Source organism: Clostridium merdae, from assembly GCF_900176635.1.
GTDB classification, from domain to species: domain Bacteria; phylum Bacillota; class Clostridia; order Oscillospirales; family Acutalibacteraceae; genus Faecalispora; species Faecalispora merdae.
This window is the reverse complement of sequence record NZ_FXLN01000004.1, coordinates 1,444,874-1,465,194: the sequence shown is the minus strand read 5'-3', so window position 1 is coordinate 1,465,194 and position 20,321 is coordinate 1,444,874. Positions and strand designations below refer to the sequence as shown.

Below are 20,321 nucleotides of genomic sequence, written 5' to 3'. Positions count from 1 at the left end.
AAACGTCAAAAATTCCGTGGGATTCTCTACTGCATATCTGCTGTTATTTAATAATGATTTTCTTTATTGAGCCGATATATCGTGTAAGCATCTGTTAAGGCTAAAAGTGATGGAATAAATTGTGGGAGAACATTAAGCCGAAGCAGATGAAAAATAGGGGGTATGCAGCGTGAATGAAAAATTAAAACGTAAGAAAAGCCTGCGAGGGAAAATCATTTTATTCGTTGGTATTCCGGTCATTTTATCTTACTTGATTGTTGGTTCTGTTATATTAATGATTGTAAGAGATAATGTGAACCAGTTGACCAACCAGCAGTTGGCCTCCGATTCAAAGGCGGCATCAAGGCAAATTGAGAACTTTTTTCAGCAATACATGGCTTTGCCAAGCCAGTTTGCCAAGAATGTTGAAATAGCAAAAATGATGACAGCTACTGCCCAGGGGCAGGCGCTTGAGCAAACTACCCAGTTTGCCAGCCTGACGGATACAATGAAAGGCATGGCAGGGAAAGATGAAAACATTCTATCTGTATGGATGGCAGATGTAGACGCCAAGCAATATGTGGATTCAAATGGAGAGAATGCCAAAAACTACCCAACCTCGGAGCGGCCATGGTTTCAGCAAATGAAAGCACGGGGCGGCCTAACCATGACGGACCCATATGAAGACTTTACTACCAAAAAACAGGTGGTGTCGATTGTAACTCCGGTGTTTCAGCCAAACACCAATGAAATTATCGGTGCAATCGGGCTCGATTTGGTTTTAGATAGTCTTGAAAAGAGCATTAGTAGCTATAAGCTTGGTGAAACCGGATTTTACATTTTGGTTTCGGCTGGAGGGCAGGTCATTTACCACCCCGTTCATGAGAACATTAATAAAGGAATTGCAGATGTAAGCTTGTCTGAAAATTTCGTAAAAGCAACTACTTCACACACCGAAGGCCTCGTTGAGTATCTCTCTGGCGAGGCAAAGACGCATGGTTATCTTTCGCCCGTTGGAGATACCGGCTGGATGCTGGCAACCGGTCTGCCGGATGCGGAGTTCTATGAAAGCTTTAATCAGCTTGTGTGGATTTGGGCAATCGTAATGCTCGTGTCGATGAGTCTTGTTCTGTTAATGATTCTACTCATTTCTAGCCGTTTGGTAGCTCCCATTAAGCTGTTAGAAAAAGCGGCAAGTGAGGTAGCAGAAGGGAACCTGAATGTTACGGTTTCAATTAAATCGCAGGATGAAACTGGCCAGCTCGCTCAGGCATTTGAGCGCATGATTGCGCAGCTTCGCGATTACCGTGATTATATTCAGGAGATCACAAGTACCTTAGACACAATGGCAAAGGGCGATATGCGCATTCATTTACAGCAGGAATATGTAGGTGAATTTGCACCCGTAAAAACGGCACTGCTTGGAATATCCGATTCACTGCGCAATACCCTTTCGTTTATTGACGAAGTGGCGGCGCAGGTGCATTCCGGCGCAGAGCAGGTATCGAGTGCGGCACAAGCTCTGGCAGCCGGTGCAACACAGCAGGCCGCCAGCGTGGAGGAGCTTTCCTCCATGATTGCCCATATTGATGATTCGGCGAGAGAGAACGCCAAGAATGCCGAAAATACGGTTGCTGTATTCGAGCAGTCGAACCAAAAGTTCCAGTCCATTAGTACAAGCGTGCACATGCTGGAAGGCCATATGCGCGACATTAGCGATTCCTCTGCAACCATTATGGGAATTACCCGTGCGATTGAAGACATTGCATTCCAGACCAACATTCTGGCACTCAATGCCGCGATTGAAGCAGCGAGAGCTGGTGCGGCCGGTAAGGGCTTTGCCGTGGTAGCCGATGAGGTTCGTAATCTGGCAGCAAAATCTGCGGAAGCGGTAAAACGTACGGCAGAGCTGCTTGCAAAATCAAACCAAACAGTAGAGCTGGGTGTTTCGGCGGTTAATGAGGTTTCTGGTTCCATTCAAACCGTTATTGAGCTGGGCAGCAAGACCAACGAAGCGGTAGTAGGCATGGGCAAATCCGCGCAGGAGCAGGCCGAAGCCGTAAACCAGATTTCAGAAGGCTTATCTCAAATTTCTGCCGTGGTACAAACCAACGCAGCCACAGCCGAAGAAAGCTCTGCTTCCAGTGCGGAGCTTACCAATCAAGCAGAGGTTCTCCATAATGAAATTCGTAAGTTCCAGCTTCACGAGGCGGAAGAGTCACCATTGGATTTTGCTACAGAAAGGGACTTTGACTTCTAATTTCCACTCAGGAATATAGACGGATTTAATTCGAATTTAGCATTATATATGTGGATAACGACATGAAGTTGAGCGTTTTCTACAAAATACTACAATATTTTTCTTCACCATGTTCTGCCGTTTTTGAATAAAGATTCCATTTTAGTAGCCGATATACCCTTTATGTGCCCGGGTGATTTGATGTCTGCTGGCAAATTCCCTCTCAAAAGCAGACGAATACAACCGGGTAAAAGACTGGGGGATATGGTGTGATAAGAAAAAATACAAATGGACGTAGAAAAAGCTTACGCAGCAAAATCATTTTATTTGTTGGAATACCTGTTATGATCTCTTATCTAATTGTAGGTTCTGTTATATTAATGCTTGTAAGAAACAACATTAGCCAATTGACTAATCAGCAGTTGGCGTCTGATTCCATAGCGGCTTCCAGACAAATTGAAAACTTCTTTCAGCAGTATATGTCTTTACCGGGTGAGTTTTCAAAAAATGTAGCGATTCAAAAAATGATGACCAGCACGGGCAAAGGGCAGTCAATGGAGCAGTACCCAGAGTTTCAGAATTTGAATGAGACCATGAAGAACATGGTTGGCAATGACGACAACATTCTGGCACTTTGGCTTGCAGATGTGGATGCAATGCAATATGTCGACTCCAAAGATTCTGTGGAAAATGATTACCCAGCTTCGGAACGCCCTTGGTTTATAGAGATGAAGCAGCGCGGCGGGATGACCATGACGGACCCGTATGAAGACCTGACGGCTAAAAAGCATGTGGTTTCCATTGTTACCCCGGTGTTTCGCGAAAACACCAGTGAAATTATTGGTGCGGTTGGCCTCGATTTAATCCTCGATAATTTAAGCGAAGACATGCAAAGCTATAAGTTAGGAAAAACCGGGTTTTATGTATTAATTTCGTCTGGCGGGCAAATGATTTTTCACCCAGACAAAGAAAACCTAGGGAAAGAAATAGCGGATGTTGCTTTCTCAGAGAATTTTAAAAAGGCTGTCAATGCAAAAACGGAAGGGCTTATAGACTACACCTCGGCAAGCACACACAGCTATGGGTACCTCTCTCCGGTTGGCGACACCGGTTGGATGGTGGCAACCGGACTGCCGGATGCAGAGTTCTTCGAAAACTTTAATCAGCTTGTTTGGATTTGGGGAATGGTAATGCTAGTGTCCATGATGCTGGTACTGCTGATGATTCTGCTTATTTCAAGCCGTTTGGTTGCTCCCATTAAGCTTTTGGAGAAAGCTGCAAGTGAGGTAGCCGAGGGTAACCTAAATGTATCGGTCTCTGTTAAATCCCAAGATGAAACCGGCCAGCTCGCGCAGGCATTTGAGCGTATGATCGCACAGCTTCGCGACTACCGCGGTTATATTCAAGAGATTAGTACTACGCTCGATACCATGGCAAAGGGAGATATGCGCATTCACCTGCAATACGAGTATGTAGGCGAGTTTGCCCCTGTAAAAACAGCTTTGCTCGGTATATCCGATTCACTGCGCAATACCCTTTCTACCATAGACGAAATTGCGGCACAGGTTAATTCCGGTGCGGAGCAGGTCTCGAGTGCGGCGCAGGCATTGGCAGCCGGTGCAACACAGCAAGCCGCCAGTGTGGAGGAGCTTTCCTCCATGATTGCCCATATTGATGATTCGGCGAGAGAAAATGCCAAGAATGCCGAAAATACGGTTGCTGTATTCGAGCAGTCGAATCAAAAGTTCCAGTCCATTAGCAAAAGCGTTCAGATGCTGGAAGGCCATATGCGCGACATCAGCGATTCCTCTGCAACCATTATGGGAATCACCCGTGCGATTGAGGACATTGCGTTCCAGACCAATATTCTGGCGCTCAATGCCGCCATTGAAGCGGCGAGAGCCGGCGCGGCAGGTAAGGGCTTTGCCGTAGTGGCGGATGAGGTTCGCAATTTGGCGGCAAAATCTGCGGAAGCGGTAAAACGTACGGCAGAGCTGCTTGCAAAATCGAACCAAACGGTAGAGCTGGGTGTTTCGGCGGTCAATGAGGTTTCTGGCTCCATTCAAACCGTGATTGAACTAGGAACACAAACCAATCAAGCGGTAGTAGGCATGGGCAAATCCGCGCAGGAGCAGGCGGAAGCCGTGAATCAGATTTCGGAAGGCCTGTCTCAAATTTCTGCCGTGGTACAAACCAACGCAGCCACAGCCGAAGAAAGCTCTGCTTCCAGTGCGGAACTTTCGAATCAGTCTGAAATACTGCACCATGAAATTCGCAAGTTCCAGCTTCATGAGGCAGAGGAGACTTCCGTATCGACTATGGAAGAAGCGCAGGCAGGTTTTGAACTGGACGAAAGTTTTTAAAAAACAAATTAATGAAACGTAAGCATAAGTAAAAAAGCCGTATCTTCCCTTGAGAGGATACGGCTTTTTTCTTGATAAAATCTAGATTAGCAATTGCAAATAATGGGGATATATGGAGATATTTGGCGACTCAAAATTTCTTTAAGGAAAAAATCATAAATTAAATCTCTGTTTTTTATTAAATTTTTACAATTGACGAACCGATATACATACCAGAGGATACGGATAGAAATGGCAGCTATCTGTATAGCACTTTTAAATAGACCGGCAAAAGGTACTTTTTCTGTTTAAGAGTGGAATGAAAGTTTGAAAGGGAACAAAAAATGAAAAGAGAAAATCAAACGCAAACCAAAGGAACGGCAAAGCGAGGTTTTCAGAGCTTGGGAGCTCGGATGATGGCTTTTATCGGCGTTCCGGTACTACTTTCTTATGCAATAATAGGGGCAATTTTGCTAAGCTTAGTGGGTTCCTCGGTAAGTCACTTAACAGAAAATGAGCTTCAGGCAAAATCGGAAAGTGCTTCGTACCAAGTAGAACAGTTTTTGATGCAGTATTCGCAAATTTCAAGCAGACTTTCCCAGAATGCAGATTTACAGCAAATGATGACAGATGCAAATAAAACTCATTACATGAGTGATGATGCAAGGTTTGCAAACTTGTATCAAACCATGCAGAACATGCGTGGTACCGATAAAAATGTACTCTCCATTTTTATTGCAGATTTGGATGCAGAGCAAAGCATTAACACAAATGGCGGCAACAACAAACAATACAAAACCTCCGAACGCCCATGGTTTATTCAAATGAAGGCGAAGAATGGTGTTACCCTGACGGAACCGTATGAGGATATTAATACAAAACAGCAGGTAGTAACCATAGCCTCACCGGTTTATAAAAAAGGAACCTCTGAAATCATTGGTGCGGTTGGGCTGGACCTTACCTTAACCAATTTGAGCGAGGCAGTGCGGAACTTTAAAATCGGCAAAGAGGGATATTACATTTTGGTATCTGCCGAGGGTAACATAGTCTCTCACCCGAAAGATGATTACCTGAACCAGAATATTTCAAAGACCGACTTAACGGAATCGATTGTAAAGAATTTTCAAAACAAGACGGTGGGGTCGGTACAGTATACCTCTCATACCGTACAAAGCCATGGCTATACCTGTGCGGTAGGTGATACCGGCTGGATGGTCGCCACCGGATTGCCAAACCAAGAGTATTTTCAGGAATTTAATGCGGTTCGTTGGGTTCTTTTGATTAGCTTTGGCATTGCATTGGGTGCTATTTTACTTCTGTTAATCTTTATTTCCAGAAGACTGGTTGCCCCCTTGCGCAAGCTGACGGTTACCGCTAACCAGATAGCCGATGGAAATTTGGATGTTGAAATCGTAGTAAAAAGCCAAGATGAAATTGGGCGTTTGGGAGATGCGTTCAGCCGAACGGTGTCTCAGCTTTCCAATTACAGGGGTTATATTCAAGAGATTGCCAGTACGCTGGAGACAATGGCGGATGGCGACATGAGAATCCATTTGCAGCAGGAGTACGCAGGAGAATTTGCTCCGGTGAAAAAAGCCTTGTTAGATATTTCTTCCTCACTCGGTGCCACTCTTTCCTCCATAGACGAAATTGCGGCACAGGTTAATTCCAGCGCAGAGCAGGTTTCGAGTGCGGCGCAGGCATTGGCAGCCGGTGCAACACAGCAGGCCGCCAGCGTGGAGGAGCTTTCTTCCATGATTGCACATATTGATGATTCGGCGAGAGAAAATGCCAAGAATGCCGAAAATACGGTTGTTGTATTCGAGCAGTCGAACCAGAAGTTCCAGTCCATTAGCAAAAGCGTTCAGATGCTGGAAGGCCATATGCGCGACATCAGCGATTCCTCTGCAACCATTATGGGGATTACTCGCGCGATTGAAGACATTGCATTCCAGACCAATATTCTGGCACTCAATGCCGCTATTGAAGCGGCGAGAGCCGGTGCGGCAGGTAAGGGCTTTGCCGTAGTAGCCGATGAGGTTCGCAATCTGGCGGCAAAATCTGCGGAAGCGGTAAAACGTACGGCAGAGCTGCTTGCAAAATCAAACCAAACGGTAGAGTTGGGTGTATCGGCCGTCAATGAGGTTTCCGGCTCCATTCAAACGGTAATTGAGCTGGGCAGCAAGACCAACGAAGCGGTAGTAGGCATGGGCAAATCTGCGCAGGAGCAGGCCGAAGCCGTGAACCAGATTTCGGAGGGATTGTCTCAGATTTCTGCCGTGGTACAAACTAATGCCGCCACAGCGGAAGAAAGCTCTGCTTCGAGTGCTGAACTATCGAATCAGGCGGAGGTTCTCCATAATGAAATCCAGAAGTTCCAGCTTCATGAGGAAGAGGAGAACGTAACGGAAAATCCCGAGAAAGAGAATGACCCTTTTGCGGATTTTAATTTCTAATCACTTCATGCCTTAAGTAAACATAAATACTCAAATAAAAATAAAGAGTGCCTTGCTTTTTCGCTTGAAAGCAAGGCGCTCTTTCCTATAATTAGATATGAATTATTAAATAAAAATCCCCTGCATTTCGCAGGGGATGAGAGTGAACGCTATTTCGGTTCAGCAAGAACCTCTATGAAACGGTTGGAAAGCACATCGTATTCGTGGTGCTTTAAAATATAATCTTGCCCGCGCTTGCCCATAACCTCCAGCTCTGCCTTTGGGGTTGAGGCAAGAATCTGTGCGGCGCGCGCAATCTCCGCAGGGTCTTCCGGCGGAATGGAAATACCGCATCTCGCATCGGCAACCATGTCGTTGCCCGCCTCAATGGCGAAGATAACAGGCTTTGCCGCCATCATGTAGTCCATCAGCTTATTGGGGCTCACGCCAAAGCGGAAGAGCGGCTGGCGCTGCAAGCCAACATACAAAGCATCCATCTGCTCCAGTAAACCGGGAACCTCGTTCCGCTTCACGGCGGGCAGAGCTTCTACCACGTCGCTTAGCTCCAGATCCTTAATTTTTTGAATCAGGCGGTCACGTTCCGGCCCTTGGCCAACCAGCAGCAGCTTTATTTTTTTATCGCGCAGCAGCTCTCCGGCTTCTAGGTAGCTGTCGAGTGCATTGGCTACGCCATGTGCTCCGGTATATCCAATCAGAAAATAGCCTTCCTCATGGTAACGGCTCAATTTTTCCGCATAGACCGGAGTATCGGTTTCCGCAGTTTCCCAATCCTCTTTCACAATTCCATTCGGGATGCACACAAATTTATCTGGCCGCATGCCGTGCTCAATCATGTGTTCCTGCGCGTTCGGCAAAATAGAAACAATGGTATCGCAATGCTTATAGCAGTAATTCTCTGCCGCCTGCATCAGCATAATGTACGGGTGGTATTTGGGAATTCCCCCCAGCTCCATTGGGCTGAGTGGCCAAAGGTCGTGTACCTCGTAAATCAGCTTTGCGCCATGCTTGTTTGCCATTTTACGCAACGGGTAAATTTCAAGCGGATAGGTGGAAGAGGCAATAATCGCATTTGGCATGCCGGTTTGGGTAATCGCGCTTTCAAAGGTGGAAAGCCCACGGAAAAAAGAGAGCATGTTTTTAATACGCCCCATTCCGTTACCGTGGTATTCCGGCCCGGTAATCCAAAAATAGCGGATGCCGTCAATCATTTCTACCCAGTAGGGTCTTCCTTGCGGGTCGGGATTATCGCCGCGAAGGTGGGAATAGGAGGAGGCCACAATCGTGACCTGGTGCCCCTGCCGTACCCAGCGTTTTGCCATGAAATACGGTCGGTATTCCATGCTTTTGCCGGTGCCGGCGTAGTGATTGGACAAAATGATGTTCATGCCGCAGCCTCCTTAGTTGTTTTGTGAGAGAAGTGCCGCCGCAATTTTCTCGCTGGCTGCGCCGTCTCCAAACGGCATCAGCCCGCGTGCTGCGGGGTCTGGAATCGTGTGTAGTGCTTTCTCAAGAATATCCTCGGTTTCAAGCTTTGCAAGAATGTTCCAGTTGCCGACCAGCGTTTCTACCCATTCGGTCTCCTGCCGCAATGTAACGCAGGGAACCTCCATAAACCATGCTTCCTTTTGCAAGCCGCCGGAATCCGTCATTACCTGCTTTGCTCCGCTGGTTAAGAGCAGCATTTCGAGATACCCCACCGGGTCAATTAGGCGGATATTGCGAAAGCCCTCTTTCGAGATGGCTTCTTCCGCTAGCGCGCGGGTACGGGGATGAATTGGCAGAACCACAGGCTCAGGTAGCTGCTCAAATGCGCGGAAAATACGAACCAAGGTTGGCAGGCCACCGTCGGTCGTTTCTGCTCTATGAAGTGTAGCGAGGCGGTACCCTTTGGGGGTGATGCCGAGTTTTTCATAAATTGCCGCTTTCTCCGGGTTAGCTTTTGCCAGCTTCAGAAAATGTAAAACCGAATCGAGCATAACGTCGCCTGTGATGGAAACGCCAGCGGTAACGCCCTCTTTTTCTAGGTTATCTGCCGCAGTTTGGGTGGGGCAGAACAGCCAGGTAGAAATATGGTCGGTGAGTACACGGTTTTGTTCCTCCGGCATACGGCGGTTATAGGAGCGCAAACCTGCCTCTACGTGCGCCACGGGAATATGCAGCTTAGAAGCCGCCAAAGCCCCGGCCAGTGTGGAGTTGGTGTCCCCGTAAACCAGAAGAACATCTGGCTTCTCAGCGAGCAGAACCTCTTCAATACGCATCAGCATTTCGCCGGTTTGCTTGCCGTGCGAACCAGAGCCAACCCCCAAATTGTACTTAGGGCGGGGGATGGAAAGCTCCTCAAAAAATACGTCCGACATATTGTGGTCATAGTGCTGGCCGGTATGCACAATAATTTCTTCACATGCGGGAGCCAGTGCGGCAGACACCACAGAAGCCTTAATGAACTGCGGTCTTGCCCCAACAATCGTTACGATCTTCACTGGGCGGCCTCCCCTGAACGGTAGCGCACGTCGCTGTCGCTCATATCGAGGGTAGAGAATTCCAAATCATCAAATGAAACAGCCTGTCCGGTTTTCTGGGATTTATAAGCCGCCAAAATAATCTTGAGCGCCTTAATTCCCTCGGTCCCGCTAACAAGAGGCTGCGTGTTGTTGTTAATGGCTGCGATATAATCGGCGTATAGCGCATTGTGGCCATGGCCGTATACGTCGGTTGGGTCTGTTCCTGCCATTGCAGATACCGCCTGATCCTGTGCGGCGGGTGCAGAGAAATTCCATGTTTCTACACGGTTAACCGCAAGGCCGCCAATGACAACCGCACCGGTTTCACCGAAGATAGAAAGGGTTTCTTCCAGATTCTTGGGGTACACGCAAGCGGTGCCTTCAACTATACCGATAGCACCGTTCTTAAAGCGTATAATAATAGCGCCAAAGTCTTCTGCATGAATGTCGCGCAGGTAGTTGCCGGTCATTGCCATAACGGTTTCCGGCTCGCCGCCAAGGTTCCATTGCAGCAGGTCAATGTTATGAATGCACTGGTTCATCAGTGTGCCGCCGTCCTGCTCCCAGGTACCACGCCACGGAGCCTGCTCGTAATAAGGCATGGAACGATTCCACAAAATACGGGCAGTACCGTTTACCAGCTTGCCGAAGCGGTTTGCCTCTACGGCATGGTGAAGCTCTTGAACCGGAGCGTTAAAGCGGTTCTGGTGGCAAACCGCGAGCTTGAGGCCACGGGAGTTGGCTTCCTGAATCATGAGCTGCGCGTCGTGAGTCGAGAGTGCCATCGGCTTTTCTACCAAAACGTGCTTGCCGCGGCGCAGGCAGTCCAATGCGATTTCCGCGTGGTAGCCGCTTTCGGTTGCAATCGAGCAGCAGTCAATCTCTTGCTCTTCGAGTGCTTTTTTATAATCGGTGTAAACGGCAGGGCGCTTACCGGTTTTTTCTTGCAGGCTGTCGGCCTTTTGCTCTGCCCGTTCCTGAATGAGGTCACATACGGCTACAAGTTCCATGAGTCCATCGTTTTCCGCCGCTGCGTCTATGTGGTTTTTCGAGATTCTTCCGCAGCCAATCAGCAGGAAATTCAGTTTTTTCATAACGTTCCCATCCTTCATTTTACATCCAATATTTTCGTTTCTTACGCAGCAAAGAGCGCTGGCCCCGCCGGCGCTCCTTGCCTTGTCTTTGTCACAGAAAACAGCCAAGCCATGAGCGGGCTTATTTTCACCATTTTAATAGGGAAATGCTGTTTGTACTTTAAAAACCATGTTTACAGTAGTTCAATGTTACTTCTGTCTTCTACGCCCTTCATTGCGTTTCTGGTATCGAAAATTGCTTTGGAGAGAGACTGAATCCGGTTGTAATCAAAGCACTCGTGAGCAGTGCAAACAATTACAATGTCCGCATTTTTCAGCTCGTCGTCCGTCAGCTCGGTAAGACCTTGGTGAACCTTGCCCTTGTGCTTGTATTCTGAAATATAGGGGTCAAAGAAGACTGCGTCTGCGCCCTGCTCCAGCAAATGGTCAATTACATTCAGAGCGGGGGACTCGCGGTAGTCGTCAATATCATTTTTGTAAGCAACGCCCAGCACCAGAACGCGTGCACCGTTCATTGCAATTTTATTGCGGTTTAGAACCTTCATTGCACGGTCTACCACGTATTCGGGCATGGCGGTGTTAATTTCGCCGGAGGTTTCAATCAGGCGGGTGTGGTAATCAAACTCGCGAGCCTTCCAGGTAAGGTAGAAGGGGTCAAGCGGAATGCAGTGACCGCCAAGACCCGGGCCCGGATAAAACGCCTGGAAGCCATAGGGCTTTGTTTTCGCAGCGTCGATAACATCCCACACATTAATGCCCATGCGGTTGCAAATAATCGCCATTTCATTGGCAAGGCCAATGTTAATGTTGCGGTAGGTGTTCTCGAGCAGCTTCTCCATTTCTGCAACAGCAGGGGAGTCAACCTCGTAAACACCGCCCTCGAGAACGTTGCGGTACAAAGCAGCGGCAACCTCGGTGCTGTCTTTGCCTACGCCGCCAACAACCTTGGGAGTGTTTTTTGTTTTGTACTGCTTGTTACCGGGGTCAACACGTTCGGGAGAAAACGCAAGGAAGAAGTCCTCTCCGCACACAAGGCCACTTTCCTCCAGAATGGGCTTCAACAGCTCTTCTGTGGTGCCGGGGTATGTGGTGGATTCCAAAATAATCAGCATGCCGGCGTGCATGTATTTGGAAACGGACTCTGTGGAGCCCTTTACATAGCTGATGTCGGGCTGCTGATATTGGTCGAGCGGAGTGGGTACGCAAATGGCAACGCAGTCTACGTTGCTGATAAAGGAGAAATCGCTGGTGGCGGAAAGCTTGCCGCTTTTTACCACATCCTCCAAAGCGCTGTCTACCACGTCGCCAATATAGTTATGCGCGCGGTTTACCTGCTCCACCTTCTGCTCCTGAACGTCGAAGCCGATGGTTTTGTAGCCGGCCTTGGCGATTTCCACAGCGAGGGGCAGGCCGACATAGCCTAACCCAATAATACCAACTGTGGCGGTTTTGCTCTCTATTTTGGAAAGAAGCTCCGTCTTGCGATTTGACATAGTTTGTTACCTACCTTTTTGTTTGCATTTCTTTCACTTTTATCATCAGGCGGAACACTCCGCCGTCTTGTGTAACTATTATTCTGCCAGTGCGTTGAGTGCCTCTGCCACATAGGTGACAATTTCAGTGGTGATATAGCCGTGCATGGGCAGGCTGAAAACACGCTTGCTCAAGCTTTCGCTTACCGGGAAATCACCCTCCTTGTTGCCGTACTCTTCATACACCTTTTGCAGGTGAAGCGCTTTGGGGTAATAGACCATGGTGGGAATGCCTTTATCGGCAAGGCCCTTCATTAAGCGGTCGCGCTCTTCGGTGGTTTTTGCCTTGATGGTATATTGTGCCCAACTCGACACATAATTTTCCGGTACGACCGGAACATCAAATTTATCCTTAAGTAAAGAGGTGTACAGTGCCGCCGCTTTGTTTCTGGTTTCGTTCTCTGTATCAAAAGCGCGAAGCTTTGGCAGCAGAATCGCAGCCTGAAGAGTGTCGAGGCGCGCATTGAGGCCAACGCGAACATTATCGTACTTAAAGCTTCCCTTACCGTGTACACGGATAGAGACAAGCAGATCGTACATTTCTTTATCATCTGTAAAAATGGCACCGCCGTCCCCGTAGCAGCCCAAAGGTTTTGCCGGGAAGAAGCTGGTTGCGGAAACATCGCCGAACACGCATGCCTTGCGGCCTTTATTCATGCCGCCAAAGCCCTGTGCCGCATCTTCGAGCATCCAAAGGCCAAATTCCTTGCAAATGGCTTCCAACTCATCGTAATCAGCCGTTTGGCCAAAAAGGTCAACCGGAATAACGACCTTGGGGTTTAGCTTGCCTTCTGCCTTTACGCGCTCAATCTGCTGGCGCAGAGAAGCGGGGTCAAGGTTAAAGGTGTCTTCTTTTACATCGCAGAAGATGGGGGTCGCGCCCATCAGGCTGGCTACCTCAGCAGTTGCTACAAAGGTAAAGGCAGGTACAAACACGGCATCGCCTGCGCCGACGCCCCAAGCCATTAACGGCATTTGCAGAGCGTCGGTACCGTTTGACACACTTATGCAGTACTTGCGCCCAACGTATTTGCAAAGCTCTTGCTCTAATTCTTCTACCTGCGGGCCGGAGATAAAGTGGCATTCTTCCAGAACCTTCGCAATTCCTGCATCAATTTCCGGTTTCAGGCTACGGTACTGGGCCGACAAGTCGTTGAATTCAATTTTCTGCATGTTTATTGTTCCTCCTTCAGGCCTTCCGGCGTTTGTGTGTACTGCCTGCCGCATTTGGGGCAGTGCAGAGCTTCCTCCAGCGTTTCACCGCATTCACAGGCCCAGCCGCGTTGCCGGGCGGGGCTGCCCATCATAATAGCGTGCGCAGGAACGTCTTTAGTAACCACGCTGCCTGCGGCAATAAACGCGTGTGCGCCTATGCTGTGCCCGCACACTATGGTTGCATTAGCGCCGATGCTGGCACCCTCGCCTACCGGTGTGCGAACATAAAACTCAGTACCGCGCTGTGGGTATTTGCAGCGGGGGCGCGGTACATTGGTAAATACCATAGAAGGGCCGCAGAATACATAATCACCAAGCTCTACGCCCTCATAAATAGAAACATTATTTTGAATTTTGCAGTGATCGCCTACGGTTACACCAGGGGCAATGAATACGTTTTGCCCTAATGTGCATCCCCTGCCAATTTGGCACCCGGAAGAAATATGGCTAAAGTGCCAAACCTTGCTTCCCTCTCCAATGTTACAGCCATCATCTGCGAAAGCACTTTCATGAACATAATAATTTTTCTCGCTCACTATGAGTAACCGCCATTCTTCGGCAGCAAAATAGAAATAGCCGGGTAGCTCGTACGCAGCTGCCGAATTTTGCGCACGGTTTCCGATTTTCTCTCTTTCCGGCTTTCTTTTGGCGCAATCCCTTATTATAGAATAAACCGAAAGAACTGGCATAGGAACAACCTGCCGGTAGTCATAACCGCCGGGGCGCTTAAAACCATGCTCTTCAGGCATTCATAATGCTCTTTTGCTAATACCGTCAAGTTATTATATCGCTATTATTTACCAGAGTCAATCGTTTCAATCTGCATTACCGTGGATTCATATTGACAAGAATTTCCGTTCGTATTATCATAAACAGTAACTTTCGTCTAGTAAATTGTAGAAAACCGGATATTTTGCGTATTCATTCCTGCTCGGCCAATCCGGTGAGAGCCTAAGCAGGGGAAAGGAACAGTTATGAGCAAGTTTGTTAGCCGCGATACGTTTATTCCCTATAATGTTCCAGACATTACAGAGGCAGAAATTGATGAAGTGGTTGCCACGCTGAAATCCGGCTGGCTTGCCAAAGGCCCCCGTACCATGCAGTTTGAGAAACAGTTTGCGGAGTATTTGGGCGCAAAATACGCTGTGGCAATGAACTCCTGTACAGCGGCTCTTCATATGTCACTAGTCGCACAGGGGATTGGCCCTGGAGATGAAGTAATTACCACGCCAATGACCTATGTGGCTACTGCAAATACAATTATTCACACGGGAGCTACTCCCGTTTTGGCAGATATTGATTACCGCACTACCTGCATTGACCCGGATGAGATTGAAAAGAAGATTACACCGAAAACAAAGGCTATTGTTCCCGTGCATTATAGTGGACAGGTGTGCGACCTCGATCGCATCTACGATATTGCAGAAAAACACAATCTTTTTGTTTCTGAAGATGCGGCTCACGCTCTTTGGAGCCGCTATAAAGGCAGACTCATCGGCAATTCGCTCAAGGGTGCCGCTTCCTACAGCTTTTATGCTACCAAGAACCTGTGCACGGGTGACGGCGGCATGCTGATAACCGATGATGAAGAAACTGCAGTAAAAGCACGCATGTTCTCCAACAGCGGTATGAGCCAGAACGCCTGGAATCGTTATGCAAAGGGCGGCACTTGGAAGTATGATATTGCTGAGTTTGGCTACAAAAACAATATGTTCGATATGCAGGCCGCTTTGGGTCTTGTACAGCTCCGCCGCTTGGAGGAGATGCAGGAGGCTCGCCTGAAGATTGCTGCCCGCTACCAAGAAGCCTTCGGCGCGATGGATGCCATTGAGGAGCCTTTTGTTCCCGAGTACACCACGCACTGCTGGCATTTGTATGTGCTTCGCATTGTGCCGGAGGTGCTCACCATTGACCGTGACCAGTTCATTACTGAGCTGAATGCACGCAATATAGGCACCAGTGTTCACTTTATTCCGGTGCACAATATGTCTGCTTATACCAAGCGCTTCGGCTATAAGCCCGATGACTTCCCGAACACGCAGAAGCATTTTGAGCGCTGCTTATCGTTGCCGCTGTACCCCGGCCTGACCGATGAGCAGGTACAGTATATTATTGATGCGGTTGCAGATATTGCTGCAAAATACCATAAATAAGTAGAATAGTATTGAAAAACCGCCTGTTTACACTTGATAAACAGGCGGTTTTTGGTTTCGTATTTTGGCTATTAAAATTACTTTCTGAATAATACCCTACCAGCACGCGGGAGGGTAACGCATTGCTATCTTGCTTTGCCTGCGCGTGAAGCTGGTAGGCAGTAAAAAAACAGACGACGGAAATAACGGCCAATAAAAAAGCCAGTACTCCGAGCCACGTATCATTCCGCTTCTTATTCGGCAACAGTACCCTTCCCTTTCAGCGGGAGAACCCGCAAGGATATGGTTTAAGTGTTGCCAGTATTTGTAAAATCATTCGCTTGCGGTTCCGGAATATAGGGGTCGGATAAAAAATGAGTCAGTATTTTTAGGTGCCGCTGTTCATCTAAGATAATTCGGGCGAACAAGCGCTGAATTTGGTCTTCTGTTATTTGGCAAATTAGCAGCTTGTAGTGAGAGATGGCATCACGCTCTCCCTGTATATCACGTAACAGAATGCTTTTGAGCGTAAATTGGTAATCTGGGAACTGGCCGCTCCAAAAATGGCCGGTCACACCGGATTGCAGCAGCGGCTTTCCCCCTAAATTGAGGATGAGCTTGCCCAAAAGCTCTAGGTGAATTTTTTCAACAAGTGCAATTTTTTGATAAGCGCGGTATATTTCAGGATATTTTTCCAAATAATAGCTGTGTACCAAATACTGATTCACTGCGGTCAATTCAGATCCTCGTCCGGCGTAACCATCCGAAATTAAAGTGGCATACCGAAGGTTTGGTTCCGTTATGACTACCTTTGGGTACGGTAGGTTCACCTGGTAAGGAAAAAGCGTTGCTTGAAGAACGTTTTCTGGCATAGTAATCCACTCCCTGTAAATGGTGGACGGCCTCTCTTATAAGGGTATGAGGATACCGATTGTTTCGTGCAGTTTTTGCCTGTTTTTAGGCCAGAAAATGCCAAGAAATACCGCAGAAAAAGAACAGCAAAACATGGGAAACTGTTTGACAAAACGGCCTCTCCATGATATACTAATCTTGCATTCTAAATGATGTACGAAAATGAGCTCACATCTTGATGTAAGTCATTGTCCGTTAATGATTTATGCAAGATATGGGCTTTTCTTTTTACAGTTTTGGATACAACATTTTTTCAAGGAGGTGCTTTTCTTATGGAGAAAGGTACAGTTAAATGGTTTAATGCAGAAAAAGGCTATGGCTTTATTGCCAACGACAATGGCGGCGAAGATATCTTCGTTCATTTTTCCGCTATTGCTGGTCAGGGTTACAAGTCACTGACTGAAGGCCAGAAGGTCACTTTTGAAGTGGAAACCGATGCTCGCAACGGCAAGCTCAAGGCTGCCAATGTTGAGATTGCTCAGTAATTCTTTTGAATTGAGCTAAAAAGCCGTTCCGCATGGGGCGGCTTTTTTAATTTGCTACCCACCTCGATTTAATGTTGGCTATCCTATCATAGAGTATAAACAAAGAGCCCCACCAGTAATACACTGGTGGGGCTCTTGTGTTTTCTACCGTTCTTCAAGAAATGCTTCACTATATACAAAATTTCGTTTTTGTTTTGCACGGTATAATAAATCATCTGCTTTGTCTAAAAACGTATTTGTGTCAGAGCCATACTCACTCTGGTATTCTGCTGCACCAAAGCTGGCAGTTACCTCAATTTGCTTGGAATCATTATAAATATCCATTTGCTCTACGTTGTGGCGTATTTCTTCTAGAATAGTAAATGCTTCTTCTAGCTTTGTGTTGGGGAAGCAAAGAATAAATTCATCACCCCCAAAGCGGCCTAAAAAATCGTAAGGGCGCAGGGTCATTGAAAGACATACAGCAAAGCGCTTTAGAACGGTGTCACCGAAAATATGGCCATAGGTATCATTAATGTTCTTAAAATAATCAATGTCTGCAATGGCTACGGTAAGTGGCTGGTTTTCCCATCGAGCCTTATTCATCTCGGCACTTAACATATCAATAAAGCACCTGCGTGCCAGCGCTCCAGTTAAATAGTCGTGCATGGCAAGAAATTCGCTTTCCTCTTGGCTTCTGCGTAGCTTTGCCTCGGTTTGCTTATAATCACTTAGATCACGAATCGATAAAACAGCAAGCCACTCACCATTCTTGTCCTGAAACAGGGAGGAGGCGTAGTCTGCAACAAACTTACTGCCGTCACTGCGAAGAAGGGTTAATTCACTGCGCGCTTTACCGTACTTTTCACGCTCCTGTATGGCGAGTGCGAGTTTCGGGTCACCTAAATCCACAATTCCAGCCCGCCCTAAATAACAAAGCTCCTCCTCGGTTCTTAAAAAAAGCTGGCATGCGCTTGGGTTCGCCCGGTAGATTCTTCCCTTAGGGTTTGCAATTAAAATTGCGTCCGGACTATTTTGAAAAATACGCTGATAAAGGTCTTCACTCATTTCAAATTTCATTCGATTTCTCCCATCGTATACTGAAGGCGTGGGCTAGGTTTCTCAGCGTCCGGGTAAAGCAGGTGGGATTCTGCTTGCTGCGCAGGCTGATTCGCATGCAGTGGAAAGATTGCTGCAAGCGAGGTTCTGAAAATGCCATTCAGATTTATTATTAAAAATATATCGAAATTAAAGCCCGGTGTAAAGTGGGAATAAAGAAGAAAAATAATAAAATTTATTTTTTATTTCTGCCAGGTTTTTTTTGAAATATAGGGATTAAAAAGGCATAAATAATTGAATTTTTTCATTGGTTTTTTCTGCAAGAGCAGGTTCGTAGCTCGCATGTAACATTGTTTAAACCTTCCTGATTCTGGATATGCTATAAAACGGGAGGGATTGAACATGAGCAAGCGTGTGGCTGCTTTTTATTCCATTTTTATGGTCTGTTTGTTATTACTAGTCACAAACCTTTACCGGCTCTCAACAGGTAACCAGCTGGCAGAAGCGGCTGACCGCCAAAGCAGCTACCGTTTAACAGTGGCTTCTGGGCGAGGAACTGTTTACGATACTAACTTAAAACCACTAACAGGTACAGAAACCGGCTATACAGCCGTAGTGAACCCCACGCCAGAGGCGGCCTCCATTTTGGCAGATGTTTTGCCGCGCGAGCGAATGGAAGAGGTTTATACATTACTCACGAAGGGCAAACCGTTTTTGCTTACCCTGCCCAAATCGGTTCACGCCGAGGGCATTGATACCTTTGAAACATACCACCGTTATAAAACAAACGACCAAATTGCCGCCAATGTAATTGGGTATTTGGATGGCAGTAATATCGGCGTGGCGGGAATGGAAAAGGCATATCAGGATTATTTATCCGCCGACCCTGGCGGAATAACGGTAAGCTACCGGGTAGACGCCGTAAACCGTGTATTGTCCGGAGAAAATAAAGAGATTAAAGACACCTCAGAGAAAAATAAAAGGGGCGTGGTACTCACGCTTGATGAAGAAATACAAAAAATTGCGGAGAAGGCGGCAAAAAAATACCTGAAAAAAGGTGCCGTTGTGGTTACGGAGGTACCCAGCGGAAAAATCCGAGCCATGGTAAGCCTGCCAGATTTCTCTCAAAACGATTTAAAATCGGCAATGGAGAATCCCGATTCTCCGCTGATGAACCGAGCAATTTCTGCGTATAGTGTTGGTTCAGTGTTTAAGGTGGTTTCCGCAGCAGCGGCTCTGGAGAGCGGCGTTTCACCCGAAACCACCTTTACCTGTACCGGCGGTATTGAGGTTGGCGGGGGAGTTTACCACTGCTTTAATGGTAAGGCACATGGCACGCTCAATATGCAGGGTGCGATTGCCCACTCCTGTAATAGCTATTTTGTCCGCTTAATGCAGCAAATTCCCAATGAAACACTTCTTCGCATGGCGCAATCGCTTGGTTTTGGACAAAGCCAAAGCTTTGCTCCGGGGTACTCCAGTGCGGCGGGCAGCTTGCCGGAACAAAAGGAGCTGCTGGTACCACGTGCACTGGCAAACTTTTCGTTTGGTCAGGGGAAGCTGTCTGCAACTCCAGTTCAAATTGCAGGTTTAATGAACGCAGTCGCTTCCGGTGGTGTGTATACTCCACCCAGTTTGGTGGAGGGACTTGTGGACGAAAAATTGCAGTATGTAGAAAAGACAAAAAGCACACAGGCAGTACGTGTTATGTCGCAGGATACAGCGGCACAGCTACGGCAGTTTATGGGTGCCGCAGTGGAGGAGGGAACTGCCAAAAAGGGTAAGCCGGTACTCGGCGGAGCAGGTATTAAAACGGGCACGGCGCAAACCGGGCAATATGTGGGCACAAAAGAAGTGGAGCAAGGCTGGTATGCAGGATTTTTCCCTCTCAATACACCACGGTACAGCATTGTGGTGCTTTCAGAGGACGCACAGGGTGCCAGTGACGGAGCCCCCGTATTCCAAGAGATTGCCAACGCTTTGCTTTGAAAAACCAATTGACAATACACCTATATCGTAGTAAAATCGGAATTGATTTTGTAATAGAAAAAAAGGCGTTTATGGGAAAAAAGCTGTTTTTGTGTTTGCAGCAGAGAGAGGGTTCCTCCGGCAGTTTGTCGGTTAGGCTGAAAGACCCTTGCAATCAGCAGGCAGCGAGCCCCTCCCGCAGCCGCCGGGTGAAGAGCTCGGCCGTTCCCCGCGTTAAGGGGGTTGAGTGGCGCGTTTCGCGCAATTTGGGTGGTACCACGGGCTTTCTCCGTCCCATTTCGGGCGGTGGAGGTCTGTTTTTTTGTGCGTTACCCTCACCAAAACCGTTCTATTATTTCTTAAAAAAATAGCTTTAAATTGCGGGAGTTCAGCCGCTTTTTGGAGCGGCATTTATAATCAGACAGGAG

General features: G+C 47.5%; 15 protein-coding genes. 7 read left to right on the top strand and 8 right to left on the bottom strand.

Going from position 1 to position 20,321, the window contains the following annotated elements:
• Nucleotides 1–169: 169 nt before the first annotated feature.
• The 3 genes from CAN90_RS12655 to CAN90_RS12645 all read left to right on the top strand — a co-directional run bounded on the left by CAN90_RS12655 (nt 170) and on the right by CAN90_RS12645 (nt 7,016).
• Nucleotides 170–2,239 carry a methyl-accepting chemotaxis protein gene (locus CAN90_RS12655; RefSeq protein WP_242953655.1) on the top strand — a complete coding sequence of 690 codons (2,070 nt, stop codon included), beginning with the start codon at nt 170–172 and terminating at the stop codon, nt 2,237–2,239.
• Nucleotides 2,240–2,487: 248 nt separating this feature from the next.
• Complete coding sequence (locus tag CAN90_RS12650; RefSeq protein WP_242953654.1) at nt 2,488–4,581, top strand: methyl-accepting chemotaxis protein; 2,094 nt, start codon at nt 2,488–2,490, stop codon at nt 4,579–4,581.
• 323 nt (nt 4,582–4,904) lie between these two features.
• Nucleotides 4,905–7,016: a methyl-accepting chemotaxis protein gene (locus tag CAN90_RS12645; protein WP_242953653.1), complete on the top strand. Its 2,112-nt coding sequence runs from the start codon at nt 4,905–4,907 to the stop codon at nt 7,014–7,016.
• Between the two features lie 149 nt (nt 7,017–7,165).
• Here CAN90_RS12645 and CAN90_RS12640 read toward each other — a convergent pair whose 3' ends face one another.
• The 6 genes from CAN90_RS12640 to CAN90_RS12615 all read right to left on the bottom strand — a co-directional run bounded on the left by CAN90_RS12640 (nt 7,166) and on the right by CAN90_RS12615 (nt 14,107).
• A complete protein-coding gene (locus CAN90_RS12640) occupies nt 7,166–8,401 on the bottom strand; it encodes a glycosyltransferase family 4 protein (RefSeq protein WP_085834163.1) in 1,236 nt (411 codons plus the stop codon).
• Nucleotides 8,402–8,413: 12 nt separating this feature from the next.
• Entirely contained in the window at nt 8,414–9,496 is a 1,083-nt protein-coding gene (gene wecB, locus CAN90_RS12635) for a non-hydrolyzing UDP-N-acetylglucosamine 2-epimerase (protein ID WP_085834162.1), read from the bottom strand.
• Nucleotides 9,493–10,611 (bottom strand): Gfo/Idh/MocA family protein, encoded by a 1,119-nt coding sequence (locus tag CAN90_RS12630; protein ID WP_085834161.1) that lies wholly within the window; start codon nt 10,609–10,611, stop codon nt 9,493–9,495. Before CAN90_RS12630 ends, wecB begins: the two co-directional genes overlap by 4 nt.
• A 173-nt stretch (nt 10,612–10,784) precedes the next feature.
• Nucleotides 10,785–12,104 carry a nucleotide sugar dehydrogenase gene (locus tag CAN90_RS12625; RefSeq protein ID WP_085834160.1) on the bottom strand — a complete coding sequence of 440 codons (1,320 nt, stop codon included), beginning with the start codon at nt 12,102–12,104 and terminating at the stop codon, nt 10,785–10,787.
• A 78-nt stretch (nt 12,105–12,182) separates the two neighbouring features.
• Complete coding sequence (locus CAN90_RS12620; protein ID WP_085834159.1) at nt 12,183–13,316, bottom strand: DegT/DnrJ/EryC1/StrS family aminotransferase; 1,134 nt, start codon at nt 13,314–13,316, stop codon at nt 12,183–12,185.
• 2 nt (nt 13,317–13,318) lie between these two features.
• Nucleotides 13,319–14,107: a DapH/DapD/GlmU-related protein gene (locus tag CAN90_RS12615; RefSeq protein ID WP_423236546.1), complete on the bottom strand. Its 789-nt coding sequence runs from the start codon at nt 14,105–14,107 to the stop codon at nt 13,319–13,321.
• A gap of 225 nt (nt 14,108–14,332) precedes the next feature.
• Between CAN90_RS12615 and CAN90_RS12610 the strand changes: the two genes are divergently transcribed.
• On the top strand, nt 14,333–15,511 hold the full coding sequence (locus CAN90_RS12610) for a DegT/DnrJ/EryC1/StrS family aminotransferase (RefSeq protein WP_085834158.1): 1,179 nt from the start codon (nt 14,333–14,335) through the stop codon (nt 15,509–15,511).
• 287 nt (nt 15,512–15,798) lie between these two features.
• Here CAN90_RS12610 and CAN90_RS12600 read toward each other — a convergent pair whose 3' ends face one another.
• Nucleotides 15,799–16,362, bottom strand: a complete 564-nt coding sequence (locus CAN90_RS12600; RefSeq protein ID WP_085834157.1) for a ferritin family protein — start codon at nt 16,360–16,362, stop codon at nt 15,799–15,801.
• Between the two features lie 312 nt (nt 16,363–16,674).
• Between CAN90_RS12600 and CAN90_RS12595 the strand changes: the two genes are divergently transcribed.
• Nucleotides 16,675–16,887, top strand: a complete 213-nt coding sequence (locus CAN90_RS12595; protein WP_085834156.1) for a cold-shock protein — start codon at nt 16,675–16,677, stop codon at nt 16,885–16,887.
• A gap of 144 nt (nt 16,888–17,031) precedes the next feature.
• Here CAN90_RS12595 and CAN90_RS12590 read toward each other — a convergent pair whose 3' ends face one another.
• On the bottom strand, nt 17,032–17,946 hold the full coding sequence (locus tag CAN90_RS12590; protein WP_085834155.1) for a sensor domain-containing diguanylate cyclase: 915 nt from the start codon (nt 17,944–17,946) through the stop codon (nt 17,032–17,034).
• A gap of 381 nt (nt 17,947–18,327) precedes the next feature.
• On the opposite strand from CAN90_RS12590, the gene CAN90_RS12585 reads away from it, so the two are divergent.
• Together CAN90_RS12585 and CAN90_RS12580 are read left to right on the top strand one after the other, a co-directional pair.
• Entirely contained in the window at nt 18,328–19,914 is a 1,587-nt protein-coding gene (locus CAN90_RS12585) for a peptidoglycan D,D-transpeptidase FtsI family protein (RefSeq protein ID WP_085834154.1), read from the top strand.
• 71 nt (nt 19,915–19,985) lie between these two features.
• Complete coding sequence (locus CAN90_RS12580) at nt 19,986–20,264, top strand: hypothetical protein (RefSeq protein ID WP_143750836.1); 279 nt, start codon at nt 19,986–19,988, stop codon at nt 20,262–20,264.
• The last annotated feature ends 57 nt before the right edge of the window (nt 20,265–20,321 follow it).

Excerpts from the sequence above, each read along its gene's own strand:
- CAN90_RS12645 (WP_242953653.1), top strand. The coding sequence starts at position 4,905 with ATGAAAAGAGAAAATCAAACGCAAACCAAAGGAACGGCAAAGCGAGGT.
- CAN90_RS12640 (WP_085834163.1), bottom strand. The coding sequence starts at position 8,401 with ATGAACATCATTTTGTCCAATCACTACGCCGGCACCGGCAAAAGCATG.
- CAN90_RS12630 (WP_085834161.1), bottom strand. The coding sequence starts at position 10,611 with ATGAAAAAACTGAATTTCCTGCTGATTGGCTGCGGAAGAATCTCGAAA.
- CAN90_RS12625 (WP_085834160.1), bottom strand. The coding sequence starts at position 12,104 with ATGTCAAATCGCAAGACGGAGCTTCTTTCCAAAATAGAGAGCAAAACC.
- CAN90_RS12620 (WP_085834159.1), bottom strand. The coding sequence starts at position 13,316 with ATGCAGAAAATTGAATTCAACGACTTGTCGGCCCAGTACCGTAGCCTG.
- CAN90_RS12615 (WP_423236546.1), bottom strand. The coding sequence starts at position 14,107 with ATGCCTGAAGAGCATGGTTTTAAGCGCCCCGGCGGTTATGACTACCGG.
- CAN90_RS12610 (WP_085834158.1), top strand. The coding sequence starts at position 14,333 with ATGAGCAAGTTTGTTAGCCGCGATACGTTTATTCCCTATAATGTTCCA.
- CAN90_RS12600 (WP_085834157.1), bottom strand. The coding sequence starts at position 16,362 with ATGCCAGAAAACGTTCTTCAAGCAACGCTTTTTCCTTACCAGGTGAAC.
- CAN90_RS12595 (WP_085834156.1), top strand. The coding sequence starts at position 16,675 with ATGGAGAAAGGTACAGTTAAATGGTTTAATGCAGAAAAAGGCTATGGC.
- CAN90_RS12590 (WP_085834155.1), bottom strand. The coding sequence starts at position 17,946 with ATGAAATTTGAAATGAGTGAAGACCTTTATCAGCGTATTTTTCAAAAT.
- CAN90_RS12585 (WP_085834154.1), top strand. The coding sequence starts at position 18,328 with ATGAGCAAGCGTGTGGCTGCTTTTTATTCCATTTTTATGGTCTGTTTG.
- CAN90_RS12580 (WP_143750836.1), top strand. The coding sequence starts at position 19,986 with ATGGGAAAAAAGCTGTTTTTGTGTTTGCAGCAGAGAGAGGGTTCCTCC.